This window comes from Rahnella perminowiae, from assembly GCF_019049695.1.
GTDB classification, from domain to species: Bacteria; Pseudomonadota; Gammaproteobacteria; order Enterobacterales; family Enterobacteriaceae; genus Rahnella; species Rahnella perminowiae.
On sequence record NZ_JAFMOT010000187.1, the window covers coordinates 343382 to 359086 of the forward strand.

Genomic DNA, 15705 nt, shown 5'->3' on the forward strand with positions numbered 1-15705 from the left:
GTAAGCACATTCTGCTGCTAACTAGATGCATCATATAAAGGATCTTTAACCCCATTGCCAGCCCACTGCGCTTCACTCGCCAGAGACTTATTTAGATTCAGGCACTCATCGCCCCCAGACTGCGCAACATTTTGAACAACTCCAGCAGTTTCTTAGCACCAACTGAATTTTAAATATTTATAGCTAACAATTTCCGATTATTTTGATATGTGGGGCGCTTACAGATCGTCTTTGCCCGTCAGTAAGTCACCTACAGATGCTTTTACAGACTGAAAAATAAAACTGAGCTTTTGCGAAGCCTTTGACACGGACACGGCAGCGAAATGGATGAAGCATTACCCCGGCGGCCTGATGTTTGCCGAGTAATCACACCCTCATCCCCGGCCAGCGCCGGGAGTTTTTTATTTTAACGCTAGGGTGTCGGGGCATGGCCAACTGGCGGTGGCCACAAAAGATTTCCTGTCCGGTTGCTGAAGCATTTCCAGACCACCGCCAAAGATCACGAACAAGAGCAATGGGATGAAGGCAGCACGGAGAGTCTGACCGGTAAAAATAACGTTCCCGGCGCGAGGGCTAGGACGTTTTTAACGTTAAATAGGTTCACTGGTTTCTAAAACTGCTTCCTTATATCCTTCAAGATTACTACTTAACCAATTTTCGTTCTGACGCTTCACATGAAACTTAACCACTGCACCAAATTCATCATGAGAAATAATCACATTTAATTTCTGGGACTGATTGTATTTTTTCCAGCAAGCTAATATTTGCTCACAAAATAAAAATGAGTAATCCAGATACCGTTCGGATACATAATCATCAATATGAAAAGAGTTTACAAAACATTCAACCCCTGTCCTATCAGGGAAATTATCTAACCCTTGGTAATTTTTGTATAGAGAGCGTAAAAAAACACAGCCGTTATCTTCTAAAAAACCGCCATTAATCCATGACTGCAAATCATCAGGAAGAGATAACCCCCTCCAATCTGCAACCTTCATTTCCTTTTCCATCAAATAATTACACTTCATTTCTTCTCTCCTAAATACTGAGTCAACCCTTTATTGATCGCCTTCCTAAATGATGGGTCATTCAATAGATTATTTACCGACTTAGGTGCATCGGGGAATGAATCCGTCTTGGGATCATAAAGATATTTATTATCCTTATTATCTTGATAATGTAGTTGCCCCGCTCTTTGTCCTGGTGCAGGATTTTCAACATCTATTCGTTCCTTACCGGCACCTTTCCATATAGTTTTACTGGACGTCTGAACTCCATTGGCCCCCAACATATGCCCATCAGCCAAATAAGCCAAATCATCCTTATTGGGCCCATCCGGGATCGGCGTCGTGGTGGTATTTCCGGCAGTAGACGGTGCGCCATCGGTATTTCCGGTATGACTGGCTCCGTTCTTATCCGACTGATCCGGGGTCGTCAGCGTGGTGGCTGTGCTCTCCGCCGGGGCCGGATTTTCGAGCTTACCGCCGGTCGGATCTTTATCCGCTATCGGTAACTCCGTATGCCCCGGGCCACGGGTGCCGTCACGCACCGCACACTGTTCACGGGTACCTTCACAAGTATATCCCGCACCTTGATCTTCTTTATTATCCTGTTGTTGCTGGCTTCCATTTCCAATTGCACCCGAGATTGCTGCATTCAGTGCAGATGCGGTGCTGCCTAATGCCAGTGCATTATTCTCAACCGCATTCTTCCCCGCTTGCGCCCCCGTCGTCGCAGAAGACAGGTTATTGCCCGCTGTTGCTCCGGCAACACCCGCCGCCAGCGTACTCAGTAAGCTGATTTCCTGCCGGTCGCTCTGCGAAAGTTTATCTATATCCGCCTGAGTGGTCGCATGGTAATAATATTTCGCTATATAACGCGCGGCAAGTTCACCACTGAACGCGCCGGCAGCACCCGCTGCTGCATTGCCTCCGGACATTTGCGCTGCTACAGCGCCCCAGACGGCATGGGCCATCGCATTAGCCGCAACGTTGGGCGTGCCGTCTTCATTCAGCGTGTGACTTTTGATTTCCCGGGCAATCAGCGGGCTTATTCCCCCTGCGATTGCTCCACTGATGTTGCCGCTGACAATCCCCTGCAATACGCCACTGAGTGCCTGTACCACCATCTGGTTATTGCTGCCAATACCGTAATTTCTAATTTCGGCCTGATAAGCATCACTGTTTCGCAGAGTTTTGAGATAACTTTCTCTGTCATTGGCAGACATCCCTTCAGGCACACCGCCCAGATTCTTCAACGCCTGGATATCGCCATAAGTATTGACGATATCGGTCATCTGACCCGCAATCTCCCCCACCAGCTGGCTCGCCTGCAGGCGCTTCTGCTCTTTTTCTTTATCAAAAATCGGACTGATACTGCCATTTGCATGGTCTGTGTCACGGCTTAAATCGGCCACGCTTTGCTGCTGATTAGCGGTATCACGAACGATAATGGTTCCGTCTGCCACCGCCGACTGGGTGGTGCCATCCGCATGGCCTTTACCGTTCAGCCCGGCCAGAACGTTACCCACGTTCGACATCGCGTTGCTCATCACGCTGGCACCATTGCCACCGCTCAGACTGATGCCACTGTGGCTGACCTTATAATCTGCTTCGTTGCCGATATCACTGAAACCGAGCGTACCGGTATCCAGCAGGTTTTTGTCCGCCGTTCCCTGACTGGCAATCACACCACCGTTCAGTTGGGTATGATCGCCCACATGGATATCAAACCCATCCTGCCCAGCATAAATGCCACTTTGCTCTACGACACTCTCGTAGGTGCTGTTCATTTTATCCTGGCTGAGGTTGATGTAGCCGGAACCGCTCATGGAACCAATGGTGAAACTGCCGCCTGCACCGAAGCTGGTTTGCTTCGATTTATAGTCATCGCTGTCCTGCAGACTGGTGATAGTCAGGTCGCGGCCAGCATCAACCACGACTTTATTGCCGTTCACCTGCGCGCCTGACAAGGTGGTATCACGTCCGCTGTTGAGGGTGACTTTACCACCGCTGTCGAGCGTGGTTTCTGACCAACGGGTGCCATTACCTTTATCATTGCCTTTTGCCCCATTAACGCTGGCAAATATGCTCAGTCCGGCACTCCCGCTGCCTACTCCGAAACTCAGGCCAACACCGCCGCCGCTGCTGCTATTTTTGCCCGTGCTTTCCTGGGTATTTGCCGCGCCGGTCAGCAAGATATCATTGGCGGCATTCAGAGACGTATTACCACCCGCTTTTAGCTGACTGCCGCCAATAGCAATATCACCACTGTGTGAGTCGTTACCTTTGCCTGTCGCAGTAATCGATAAATTGTCCCCCGCATTCAGCGTGGAGCCATTGACGGTATCACTTTGCTGATGTTGCGATGATTTTGACTGCTGCGACGTCAGCGAAATGCTGATACCTACGCCGTTATTCGGGTCTGCACTGACGTTAGCCTGCTGTTTAGCGAGCATGGCCTGAGCACCGGAAAGTGCCGCTTTGGTCGCCTGCAGCGCCGCCAGACGGCCATCACTTTCCTGCTTCGCGCTCTGTGTGGCAGCAATAGCAGAATTCACCGCATCAGCAACAGCACCGGAAAGTGCAAGCGTAAGTCCTGTTGATTTCTGTTCAAATTTTTCATCACTGCTGCGTTTATCGTGTCCGGGATCAATAACGACGCTGTCGCCAGTTATCGACATATCTTTAGCCGCTACAAGGTCTGCGCCACCAATATGCGCTTGTCTCCCTGAGGTGATACTCAGATTGCCAGCGGTGCTTCCCACGGTACTCACACTCTGACTTTGCGTTGTTCCCTGCTCTTTCAGTTCATGGCGTGTCTGTGATGACCCAATTGTCACGCCAAGGCCACCCGTGCCCATCAGGCCACTTTTTTTGGTCTCGCTCAGCCGCCAGCTTGAATCCGTGTTTGTAGCCGCGACAATATCGACATTGTTCCCGGCCTTCAGCGTCACATCACCATCGCCGACCACCGAAGAACCTTTCACCAGTAAATTATTGCCCGCCGTAACGGCAACATTATCGCCACTTAGCAGCGAACCTTTTTCGTGAGTGGAACTGTCTTCACTGATTGTGTGTGTGGTGGTTTTCGAGAAAAGGTGCTTCCTGGTTCTGGTCTTCTCATCGTAGGCATAACTGCTCTCTGTGGCGGTATCAAGATTGACATCTCGGCCAGCATTGACGGCAATGTCCTGCTTCGCCGTAACAGTTGCTGCGTTAGCATTAACATCCTGACCCGCTTTAATCGTGGTGCTCCCGCCGCTCACCACCGCTGTTCCTTCCTGCCCGACATTTTCACGGATACTCACGCTTTTGCTGCCGTGGGTTTCGCTGTAGGTGCTGGTCTGCTGCGCGTTCAGGTTGACGTCGCGACCGGCGCTGAGTGAGGCGTTGAGGTCGGCGGTCAGTTGCGCGGCCTGCGAGTTGAGGTCGCGCCCGGCGCTGAGCGTCAGGTCGCCGCCGCTGCTCACCACCGTGCGGGTGGCGTTGTTGCTGTCTGTCTGATTTTTACCGCTGGTCTGATGGCTGCTCTGGTCCATCGTGTTGAGGTTGATGTCGTTGGCCGCCGCCAGCGTGGCGTCACCTTTGGCGGTCACGGCGCTGCCCGCCACGGTCAGGTCGTGTCCCGCGCTGGCCGATAAATTACCGCCCGCGCTGACCGTGCTGGCCTGGCTGTCGGTGGTCTGTGTACTGCTTTTCGCCGTGGTTTTGCTGGTGCTGAGCGCGTTGCCGGTGATGTTGATGTCGTTCAGCGCCACCAGTTGCAGGTCACTGCCCGCCGTGAGCCGGGCGCCGGTGTTGTTGATGTTGTGACCGGCGGTGAGCGAAAGTCCGTCAGTGGCCGAGATACCGGCCACGTCGCCGGTCTGGGTCTGGCTGAAGGTCAGCTGAGACGTTTTGCTTTTGCTGGTGGTCGGCGCGGCCGTCCACTGCTGCGCCTGCGTGACGTTATTGATGTCGCCGCTGACCGAGGCCAGTGCCACGGTCTGTCCGCTAATCGAAGAACCGATATTATTGATATCGCCCAGCGCGCTCAGCTGCAGGCTGCCGTTAGAAGCAATCAGCCCTGCGCTGAGGTTATCCAGCCCGCCGCTGCTTTTTGCTGTCAGTTGGCTCCCGGCCTGCAGGGTACTGCCCGCGTTGACGATATGCCCGGCGTCGAGATTGACGGTGTTCCCGGAAATCACGCTGCCGGTCACCGCGTGGGTGTCGTTGGCAGAAAGATAGAGTTTAGGGGCCAGCACCGTCTGGCCGTTGACGGTGGTTTTTTCCCACCAGACGATGCTTTTGGTCAGGGCCGCGACCTGTTCCGGCGACAGGCTAACGCCAAGTTGCAGACCCAGACCGGCCTGCTGTTCGGCGGCGTTATCAATCAGATACTGCATCTGCGCGAGGTCTGACCCCGTGCCGCCGACGTAGCGCTGCCCGGTCTGACTGAGCACGGCGTTATCGACATAACGGGTATCGAAGGCGGCATCGCCGAGGAACTTATAGTCATAGTCCGGCGTCAGCTTCAGCCGGTCCATAAAGTAGGCCGAGCCGAGGAATTTGCTCTCGTCGGTATAGACCGGTGCCGTTTCAATGCGCGGGCTGGACGGCGTGCCCGGCTGAACCGCAGGCGTCAGCGTGCCGGACGTCGGGTGCGCGAGATAATCATTAAGCGCATTAAACAGCGAAGGATCAGTTTTCCCCAGACTGCCCAGTTGCGGGTTGGTGGTGATCAAATACGGGCTGGAAGGATCCTGACTCGCCACAAACAAACCGTTATTGCCGGTCGGCAGCGGGTAATCCGTCAGTGCAGCGCCCTGATTGCCAATCTGCTTTAAAGCATCGGTGACGGAATTGTTCCACTGTACCGAGCCGACGGTCAGGTTTTGAGCGGATGCCAGTTGTTTGCTTTGCGAACCGCTGACCGGTTGCAGGCCCGACGTGCCGTTAAGAGACGGGGCGCTTATCGCATGGGATAAACCGCCTGCGTTAGCCGAGGTCGTGGTATTGCTGATGTTATTGCTGAAACTGGCGTTAACCGCCCCACCGGCCTGAATAACTGAGCGGAGGCCTTCGCCGGTGCTGAGGGTTTCGTAAGCGGGTCCACCGGTTAATGTGTAGGTAAACTTATCCCCTAAATCCGTCCTGTAGTCTACCCCCCTTCTTTTCCCTTTCCGGATATCAGGGATAACGGTGGCATCGGCCGGTTGCACCCCTGTTGTGCCACTGTACTGATAGGTCAGGTACTCATTCTCAATGCTGTTTTCATAGGACTGGTTGTTCAGGTTGGTGCCGGAAAGCGTTATGTTGCTTCCGGCAAGAACAGTACTGGCAATATTATCTAACGTGTCGCCAGATATCGTTAAATTGCGGTTTGCGGCAATGCGGCCCGCCCCGCCGCTGGCAATGGCGGTTACAGTGGAAGTACCTACAAGAAATTTTCTGTCAGAGGCAGCTTTCGTAGGCGCTAAACCAACAAAAGTATATTCTTCTTCAGCGCCGTCTCCTTTGCCATTGCTCCCACCGGTGTGACGCCAGCCCGTTCCGGTATAAACCCCAATTTCATCATCATCTAACAAGCCGAGCTGAATGCTCATCGTGGCCTGCCCCAGAGATGCCGGGCTATTCGCCGCCTGATAAGAACTCGACGTACTCAACCCGTCCCGCTGATTCAGCAGATGGCCGGTATTGATGGTGATATCGCCGTTGGTGGTTTCGATATCCCCCGACGTGTTGACCACTTCGCTGTTGGCGTTGCCCGCCGCGTCCCGCTGCAGCCACAGGCTGTTGCCCGCCAGAATATCGCCGTAGTTATTGTGAATACTGTCGGCCAGCAACTGCATGTTGTTACCGGCGTACAGCAGCGCGCTGTTCGTCAGTTGGCCACCAGCGGACATCACCACGTTGCCCGCCCCGCCGACAAAGCCGCTGTTGTTAAGCACGCCACGGCTGGCCAGGCGGATATCCCCGCCGGACTGCACGCTGCCGCTGCCGTTGAGCTGGATGTTGCTGGCGTCCACGCCCACCGTACCGCCGCCGCCGCGCAACTGACCGCTGTTGGTAAAGTTGCCGGCCGAGCTGAGCTGGATGCCGTTGCCCTGCAGGGTGCCGAGCACGTTCAGGTCGCCCTGCGTGCTGAGATTGAGGTTCTGCCCCGCTGCCAGCGTGCCGGTCTGGGTAAAGCCCGAACCGAGTTGCAGCGTCATATCCCCCAGCGCCAGCAGGCTGCCCGCCTGATTCAGTACCGGCGTCACCAGCGTCAGGTTGCCTGCGCTGTAAAGTCTGCCGCCCGCCTGGTTGTCGGCGTTCTGAACGTTAAGCCCCAGCGACTGGCTGCCCAATACCGTGCCGGTGTTATGCAGTTCGTTACCGGTCAGCGTCAGCCGGTCGCCCTGAAGCTGGCCCTGATTGGTCATCTGCGTGACGTTCAGCGCGCTGTCGCCCTGTCCGGTCAGCGTACCGCTGTTGTTGAGCGTGCCGCCGGTCAGGGTCAGGCCCTGCGCCTGCAGCGTGCCGCTGTTGGTCAGCACCGGTGCAGACACTGTCAGCCTGCCGCCGGTCAGTAAGGTGCCCTGATTATTGAGATTATTGGAAAGGGTCAGATGAGTGACGCCGTCGCCCTGCATCTGGCCCTGATTGAGCAGCGACTGCGCGCCCAAATCTAACGTGCCCTGACTGCGCACGGTGCCGCCGCTCAGGTTGGTGATGCCGTTTTGTACCGTGCCCTGCAGGCTTTGCTGGCCCTGTAACTGCCCGGCGTTGCTAATACTGTTGGTGGTCAGCACAAGATTACCGGCCTGAAGAGTGCCGCTGTTAGCAATATTCCCGGCGTTCAGCGTGGCGGTGCCGCCGCTGAGTAATGTGCCGCCCTGCTGAACCTGAAGTTGCCCGCTGAGCGTGGCCGCAAACGCGCTGACACCGCTGATACCGCCGCTGCTGGTCAGCGCACCGCCGGTCAGGGTCAGATTATCCGCCGACCAGTTCCCCTGATTATTCAGGTTCGCCGCCTGCAAAATAGCCAGACCGGTTGAGATAATTTTGCCCTGCGCCTGCGTATTGAGCGCACCGGTCAGGTTGAGGTTCGCGCGCGAAGCGGTCTGGATAGCGCCGTTAAGATCTAACTGCCCGGCGTGTACATCGGCGCTGTCGGCCTGCCAGCTGCCGTTGTTGGTGACGTGCGTGGCGGTGACGGTGAGCGCGCCCTGCGTCAGCATCTTGCCGGACGTGGCGTTGGTTAAATCCTGCTGCAACTGCGCCGTCAGGCCCTTCAGGCCAATCAGGTTGCCGCTGTTGTCCGCGTTGTTCGCCGTAAGTGCCAGCGTGTCGCCCTGGATTTGCCCCTGATTGGTCAGATGGTCAGCCGTCACCGTGGCGGTTTTATCGCTGAGCAACTGGCCACTGTTTTCCAGCGTGGCGGCGTTCACCGTGACATCACCGGATGAGAGCAGGCTGCCGCTGTTGGTGAGATCCCCCTGCATCTGTGCGTTCAGGCCATTCGTGCCTAATGCCGTGCCGCCATTGGTCAGGCTGTTGCCGGTCAGGGTAAGCTGGCGGCCCTGTAGCCTGCCCTGATTTTGCGTATCGCCTGCCTGCACACCCAGCGTGCCGCCGGACAATACCTGCCCCTGCGTACCGTTGGTTAACGTACTGGCGGTGAGCGTGGTACCGCCGTTGCCCTGCATCAGCCCGTTATTACTGATACCTGTGGCATTCACGCCGACCGTTTGTGCCAGAAGCTGGCCGTTGTTGGTCACAACCGGTGCCGTCACGGTCAGGCCGTTGCCCGCCGATATCACACCGGTGCCCTGATTGGTCAGGCTGCCGGTAGCATTCACGACGACGTCATCACCCGACACGTTGCCCTGATTGACCAGCGTCTGGCCTTCCAGCGTCATCTGGCTCTGCGCAGACAGGCTGCCTTGCTGCTGCAAGGTACCGGCTTTCACATGCAGGCCGTCGTCGGCGGTGATGGCACCGTTGTTGGTCAGCGAGGTGGCGGTGATATCCACATTGTCCGCGCCCAGCGCCGCGCCGTTGGTCAGCGTACCGGCCTGAACTGTCAGCGTGCCCGGTGTCACCAGTTTCCCGGCCAGATCGGCTTTTTCAGACGCACTGATCCCCAGCGCGTTTTTACCCTGCGTCTGCGAGCCGTTGCCGGTAGTGAGCTGTTGCGCGGTCAGCGCCGCGTTGCCGTCGGCGGAGAGAAAACCCTTTAAGTTCGCGGTATCCGCACTGAGGTTCACATCGCCCTGGCTGGACTGTACCGATCCGGCGCGGGTGGTCAGCGCGGTGGCGTTAAGCGTTGCCCCCTGCGTGCCGGTCAGCGTGCCGCCCAGATCCGCCTGAGCGGTGTTGAGTGTCAGCTGACCGCCGGCCAGTAAGGTTGCCGCATCACCGTTGGTCACGCCATCCCGCGCGTTCAGTATGATGTCGCCGCGGGTGCCGGTCAGCCCCTGATTGTTGAGCTGATTCAGGGTCAGCGTCTGGTCACCGCCGGACTGCGCCGTGCCGTTGTTATTGAAGGTGTCGCCGTCAAGCTGCTGCGTGCCGAGGGACTGCAGCAGGCCGTTATTGGTCAGGGTGCCGAAGCTGAACTGACCGTTGCGGTTGGCGGCCAGCGTGCCGCCGTTGCTGAAATCGTGTGCGGTAAAGTTCAGATCACGCCCGGCAATCAGGCTGCCGGACCACTGCCCGCCGCTGGCAACCGTGGCCTGCACGTCATTTTGCGCCGAGGTTTTACCACCCTGTGCGGCATTAAGCTGGTCAGCGTTAATCGAAAGAGTATTGCCCGCGCTGGTGGTGCCATCGAGCTGCTGCTGGCGGGCGGATAACTGCATATCTCCCGTGGAGGCCAGCGAACCGCTGCCGGTCACCTGCAATGTACCGCCACCGGCTTCCAGCGTGTTGCCGTCGAGCGCACCGGCCAGCGTGGCGCTGCCGGTTGCCGTCAGGGATAAATCTTTATCGCTGTGAACGGACCCCTGCGCCCCGACGGACAGATCCTTAGCGTTCAGGCCCACGTTACCGGAGGTCGACAACTGGCCGCCCAGCGTCTGCTGCGCGGCAATAAACTGAATATCGCCGAGGCTGGTGATCAGCGAGTTTTGCCCGGCGTTCAGGGAAGTGCTGTTGAGCGTCAGGCCATTTTTGCCGGTCAGCGTGCCGTCGACGTTCATCTGACCGCCGCCGATGTTCAGCCGGTCACCGGCAAACAGCGAGCCTTGTTCACCCACGGTCATCTGGTCAGCAACCTGCAACCCCAACCCCTGCTGCGAACCGATCAGCCCCTGATTGCTGAGGGTATTAGCGGTGATGTTTTGCGCGCCGCCGGACTGCATTTTGCCGCTGTTGTTCAGGGCCGACGCACTGACGGTCTGTGCGCCCTGCGCCTGGATCAGCCCGCCGTTGGTCAGCGTTTGTGCCCGCAATTGTGCGTTACCGCCCGCCGCCAGTGTGCCGTTGCTGGTGAGGTCACCCGCCGATGTCAGCGCCATATCGCCGCCCGACTGCTGGGTACCGTTAAGCGCGATGGCCTGCGCATTCGCCGTCAGCTTGCCGGTGGCGGTCGCATTACTCAGCGTCAGCCTGCCGCTGGCATCAATCTGCATATCGCCGACCGAGGCGTTCAGGTTGCCGAGGTTGACCCCGACGCCCTTGTCGCTGGAGACCAGATGAATGCGGTTGGCGTACATGCCGCCGAGTGCGCCGGTGTCAATCGCCACCGCCGGTACGCCTGCGCCGGATATCGGCGTGGCATTGCCCTGCGCATCGACACGGTTGGCACCCAGGGTGACGTTCAGGTCTCTGGCGTACAGCCCGGCGTTAATCTGCGCGGCGCGGGAAATCAGTGAAAAAGAATCGCTCTTGCGGGCGTCCAGGCCCTGACCTTCAACGGTGATCGCACCCTGCGTGACGTCGAGGGACTGCAGCGAACCGTCCGCGTTCAGCACCGGCCGGCCGGTGGTCAGCGTGGCGTTCGGGGTATTGAGGAAGCCGCAGCCGTTACAGGTGATGCCATAGGGGTTGGCGACCATGACGTTCGCCGCTTTTCCCGCGACTTCAATGTAGCCGTTAAGTTGCGAAGGGTTCGCTGACACCACTTCGTTAATGATGCCCTTCGCTTCCTGACCTGCCGTAAGATTGGGGTTGTTCTGGATCAGCCCGCCCAGCTGAGTCTGGGTCAGTTTACCGGTGGCATTATTGAGGATGAGGCCCTGCTGGCCGACGTTGAAATCGTTGTATTTGTTATGCGAAATCCCGGACTGATTCGGGGTGGCGATGTTCACCACCGGCACGCCGTTACCCGCCTGATCGGTGCGGGTGTTGCCTTCGGCTACCGTGATACCGGCCGCAAATGCGGGCATCACCGGTTGCCAGACCAGCCAGCCCATCAGCCCGTATGCCAGTGCTTTACGCCATAACGCGACCGGTTGCTCTGTAATCGATTTCATCGCCGAATTCCTTCTCTCTTATGCAGAGGTACAACGCTAAAGTGCAAAGCCGATGCGGTAGTAGACCGTGACGCGATCCGGTGCCAGTGAGTCCGGATAGCTCAGCGGCCAGCCGACGGTAAACTGGCTGGAGAAATGTGCGTTACTGCTCGATAAACCCACCGCCCCGCCCCATAAGGTGCCGGACGCATTGGTGTCATGATTGCTGCGTTGCAGGTAGCCGCCGTCAAGCGCGGTCACGGCGCTGATCTGGCCGAGCACCGGCAGCGCGAACAGTTGGGTATCCAGCTCGTTGCGCCAGTAGCCGCCGTTGTCGCCGGAGAGGTATTGCTCTTTGAACCCCCGCACCGAGCTTTCACCGCCAATCGTCAGGCGTTCGCTGCCGTAAAGACGGTCATCGCCCCACTGGCCGTAGGCGCTGGTCAGCCAGGTAATGCGTTGGGTGACAGGCCGGTAATAGCTGGTGGACAGCGTCCATTTAGAGAACTCCGCGCGCGGGGCATCCGGATTTTTATCTTCATCGCTTTCGCCGCCAAACCACGGCACGCCACGGCTGAACGCCGGGTTGAGCGTGGCGTATCCGCCCCAGAGTTTCTGGCTGTGATTAATCCCTGCGGTCCAGCTGGTCAGGCTGCGGGTGCTGCTTTCCAGCGGGGCGTCGTTGAGATAATTTCGGTTGAGGCGGTGCGTCAGCCCGAGGCTGGCGGCGGTTTTCATGTCGCCGTTGCGAAACAGTACGCGGGAAAGGGTGAAGCGGTGCGCCTGGCTGTCGCCGGTGGAGCGCCAGAGATAGCCCTGCGATTCAATGGTGCTCAGGTAGTCGCTGTAGCTGTAGTTGTAATCGAACAGCCAGTAGCCGTAAGGCAGATTAACACCCGCCTGCACGCTTTTCGCGTCGTGGTCGCTTGCGCCGTCGCTGCTGCGTGACGCACTGACAAACCACTGGTCCGCCAGCCCGAGCAGGTTATTGCCCGTCAGCGAGCCGCTGACCTGTCCGGTGCCGGTGCTTTTCTGCCCTGAGTTGTCAAAACCAGCGCTGGCCTGCAGGGGAAACTCAGGCTCTGAGGTGAGGTTGACGATGGAGTATCCCGGCTGGCTGCCGGGCTGGATTTCAATCTGCACCGGCGTTTTGCGCAGCCGGTTAATCTGCTCCATCCCCTGTTCGATATCACGCAGGTTAAGGATATTGCCGGTCAGCCCCGGAAACGCCATCGCCAGCATTGCGCCGCGCTGGTTTTCCATTTTGATGGCTTCCAGCTTGCCTTCCATCACTGTCAGGCTGAGCGTGCCGGAAGACAAATCCTGTTCGGTGAGAAACGCGCGGCTGGTGATGTAACCCTGGCCGATATACCAGTCGGAGACCTGTTTCACCAGGGCATTAATCTGGCTAATGCCGAGGCACTGTTGCAGATAGGGTTGAGTGAGTTTTTGCCGGATGCGCGCGGGCATATGGTCTGCGCCGCTGAGGGTAATGTCGTGAATATCAAAGCACGGACCGCCGGGTTGCGCTGGGGTTTGCGGTGCGGGGGCGACTGACGTGCTGCGCTCCAGTTCCTGACGCTGTTGCTGGTTCTGCTGCAGAAGTTGCCGCTGCTGTTGTTCGATACTGTCGCGGTCGGCGGGGCTGAGCGGCGCGGCCTGCGCGGTGAGGGAAAATATCACCGGTAGCACCAGCAGACAGGAAACGCGCCATCGCTGGGCAAGACGCACGTACGCTGAAACAGTGCGGGCTAATGGTGTAACAGTGCTTATGATTTCCATATCCGCTGTTTTCTCGGGCCTGCACCACTTTGCTGTATGCCTCAAAAACACAGCATCAGAAATGGCTATGGCATTGATCTAAGATTAAACATTCACCTCCTATCGGCAGGGATAAAATTTACTTTAGGCATTTTTTTTAAATTTCCGTAAAAAATTCTACAAGAGAAAAAAATTGAATCATAAGAAATTATGATTTGTAGGGGTATTCATTCCGTTTAGGCTGCCTGCAGGGTTACCGGTTTTTTCCAGGTATTTTCGTATGCTTAAAAAAACAGAATTCAGACAATGAAAGTCAGACGTTTCGTTTAACAGCCCTCCGCTTATTTAAAATCCAGTTTAATATTCTGGCAAAATAAGCCATAAAAAAAGCCAGAGGATTTCTCCTCTGACTTTTTGGCATAACGTCCCGAAAGGAAGTTACAGACCGTACACCAGGTTTACAGACGTCACGGTATCGGTTTTATCCGGCGCGCTGGCTGGTGGCTTGGTGTTATAGGTGACGTCATACGCCACTTTCAACGAGAAGTGGGAGTTGATCGCAACGGTCAGCGCGGTTTCTGAGTTCAGCGTCGTTTCGTCGTTCGCTAATACAGACACACCCTGCGTGAAGCGCGCAGTATCGCTGATCTGATAACCGTAAGTGCCTGAGGCATAAGCCAGCGCACGGGTGGTGTTACCGCCCTGTTCGAATTCATCATGACGTACACCCGGACCGGCTTCCAGATTCAGTGTATGAACCGGACCGCTCCAGATCTGACGTCCATAACCGACGGCACCCACAGTACGTGAACGGTAACCGTTATAACGGTCACTCAGCCAACTGCCCTGACCGAACACATAGTTCGCGTTGTCAAGGTTATAACGTGTACGGCCACCGGCCTGATACTTCTCGGAGGAACGCACACCGGAAGAAGAGGTATTACGCGCAGAACCCCACAGGCTGTATGCCGTGTTGGTATCAAACCAGGTCATGGTGGTATCAGCATTCAGCGTGGAGTTGCTGGTGTTACCGGTTTGCGCACTGTAACCCGCCTGAACATTGCCCTCGAACGGCTTTTTCGCCTGAGCAGGGTCATCTAACGCGGTGAAAATGGTGGTGTCTGCAAGGCTTGAAATACTGAACAGCGCTGCACCGCAGACTACGGCACAAGCTGGTAAACGACGAACAACCCGAAAAAACATTTTGTTTCCCCAATAGGACTTAAGGCAAATAACGACACTGGAACCACACGATTTATGCCATAAATTAGGATCCGTTAATCAAGCCTGGCAACTCCATTTCGATGGCATATGCATACAAATATTTCTACCGCAACAAATATAACGCACTCAGCCCAGGATATCTTAATAAAGCGGCTTTTTTGGATAGTTCCGAGTGACATATATTTCCGGCAATAGAAACATACAAAATCATTACAATCCTGTTCATTGATTTTTTATTCCAATGAGGGGCGAAAATGATTTATTACGCGCCACACTTTACTTCTTCCTGCCGCTTTGGTTCGAAATATTGCGAGCCGGCAGCGTACAGATTTCCGCCTAACTCGTCGCTGAATCTTGTCCTTTTGAGTAATGCGGGGTAGTTTTACCCTGATAACGTCTTATTTTTGCCTCGGGTTCCTCGAAGGCAGCCTTCAGGAGGAGTAGTCATGGCTTTACAACAAGAGATTATTCAGGCTCTGCACGTTAAACCCCACATCGATGCCGCACAGGAAGTTCGTGTCAGCGTTGATTTTCTCAAAAGTTACCTGCTGGCCCACCCGTTCATCAAGACACTGGTTCTGGGTATCAGCGGCGGGCAAGATTCTACTCTTACCGGCAAACTTTGCCAAACAGCAATTAATGAATTACGTGCACAAACCCATGATGGCGACTACCAGTTCATTGCCGTACGCTTGCCGTATGGCGTGCAGGCGGATGAATCGGACTGTCAGGATGCCATTGCGTTCATTCAGCCGGATCAGGTTCTGACCGTCAATATCAAAAATGCTGTCCTGGCGAGCGAAGCGACCTTACGTGAAATTGGCATTGAACTGAGCGATTTTATTAAAGGGAACGAAAAAGCCCGTGAGCGCATGAAAGCGCAGTACAGCATCGCCGGGATGAAAAAAGGCGTGGTGGTCGGGACGGATCATGCCGCCGAAGCCGTAACCGGTTTCTATACCAAATATGGCGATGGCGGTACGGATATTAATCCCCTTTTCCGTCTGAATAAACGTCAGGGGAAAGCACTGCTCAGGGAAATGGGTTGCCCGGCGCATCTGTATACAAAAGCCCCGACGGCGGATCTTGAAGACAACCGCCCTGCCTTGCCGGATGAAGCCGCACTCGGTGTAACCTATGATTTGATCGACGACTATCTGGAAGGCAAGAAAATCGACGATAAATATGCCGCCATTATTGAGGGCTGGTACCTGCGCACTGAGCATAAACGTCAGCTGCCGGTAACCGTATTTGATGATTTCTGGAAGAAAAAATAAGCCTTCCGTCATGGCTTAGCTACC

The 15705-nt window shown here is 56.0% G+C and carries 5 protein-coding genes; 1 reads left to right on the plus strand and 4 read right to left on the minus strand.

Going from position 1 to position 15705, the window contains the following annotated elements:
- Window positions 1-590 precede the first annotated feature (590 nt).
- The 4 genes from J1781_RS23190 to J1781_RS23205 all read right to left on the minus strand — a co-directional run bounded on the left by J1781_RS23190 (window position 591) and on the right by J1781_RS23205 (window position 14383).
- Window positions 591-1028 (minus strand): PM0498 family protein, encoded by a 438-nt coding sequence (locus J1781_RS23190; RefSeq protein WP_015697206.1) that lies wholly within the window; start codon window positions 1026-1028, stop codon window positions 591-593.
- Window positions 1025-11440: a hemagglutinin repeat-containing protein gene (locus tag J1781_RS23195; RefSeq protein WP_238483602.1), complete on the minus strand. Its 10416-nt coding sequence runs from the start codon at window positions 11438-11440 to the stop codon at window positions 1025-1027. The genes J1781_RS23190 and J1781_RS23195 overlap by 4 nt, the downstream gene beginning before the upstream one ends.
- A gap of 36 nt (window positions 11441-11476) precedes the next feature.
- Entirely contained in the window at window positions 11477-13201 is a 1725-nt protein-coding gene (locus tag J1781_RS23200) for a ShlB/FhaC/HecB family hemolysin secretion/activation protein (RefSeq protein ID WP_238483085.1), read from the minus strand.
- Window positions 13202-13618: 417 nt separating this feature from the next.
- Window positions 13619-14383: a DUF481 domain-containing protein gene (locus J1781_RS23205; RefSeq protein ID WP_129951128.1), complete on the minus strand. Its 765-nt coding sequence runs from the start codon at window positions 14381-14383 to the stop codon at window positions 13619-13621.
- Between the two features lie 467 nt (window positions 14384-14850).
- Between J1781_RS23205 and nadE the strand changes: the two genes are divergently transcribed.
- A complete protein-coding gene (nadE, locus tag J1781_RS23210) occupies window positions 14851-15681 on the plus strand; it encodes an NAD(+) synthase (protein WP_129990805.1) in 831 nt (276 codons plus the stop codon).
- Window positions 15682-15705: the final 24 nt, after the last annotated feature.

Excerpts from the sequence above, each read along its gene's own strand:
- J1781_RS23190 (WP_015697206.1), bottom strand. The coding sequence starts at position 1,028 with ATGAAGTGTAATTATTTGATGGAAAAGGAAATGAAGGTTGCAGATTGG.
- nadE (WP_129990805.1), top strand. The coding sequence starts at position 14,851 with ATGGCTTTACAACAAGAGATTATTCAGGCTCTGCACGTTAAACCCCAC.
- J1781_RS23205 (WP_129951128.1), bottom strand. The coding sequence starts at position 14,383 with ATGTTTTTTCGGGTTGTTCGTCGTTTACCAGCTTGTGCCGTAGTCTGC.
- J1781_RS23200 (WP_238483085.1), bottom strand. The coding sequence starts at position 13,201 with ATGGAAATCATAAGCACTGTTACACCATTAGCCCGCACTGTTTCAGCG.
- J1781_RS23195 (WP_238483602.1), bottom strand. The coding sequence starts at position 11,440 with ATGAAATCGATTACAGAGCAACCGGTCGCGTTATGGCGTAAAGCACTG.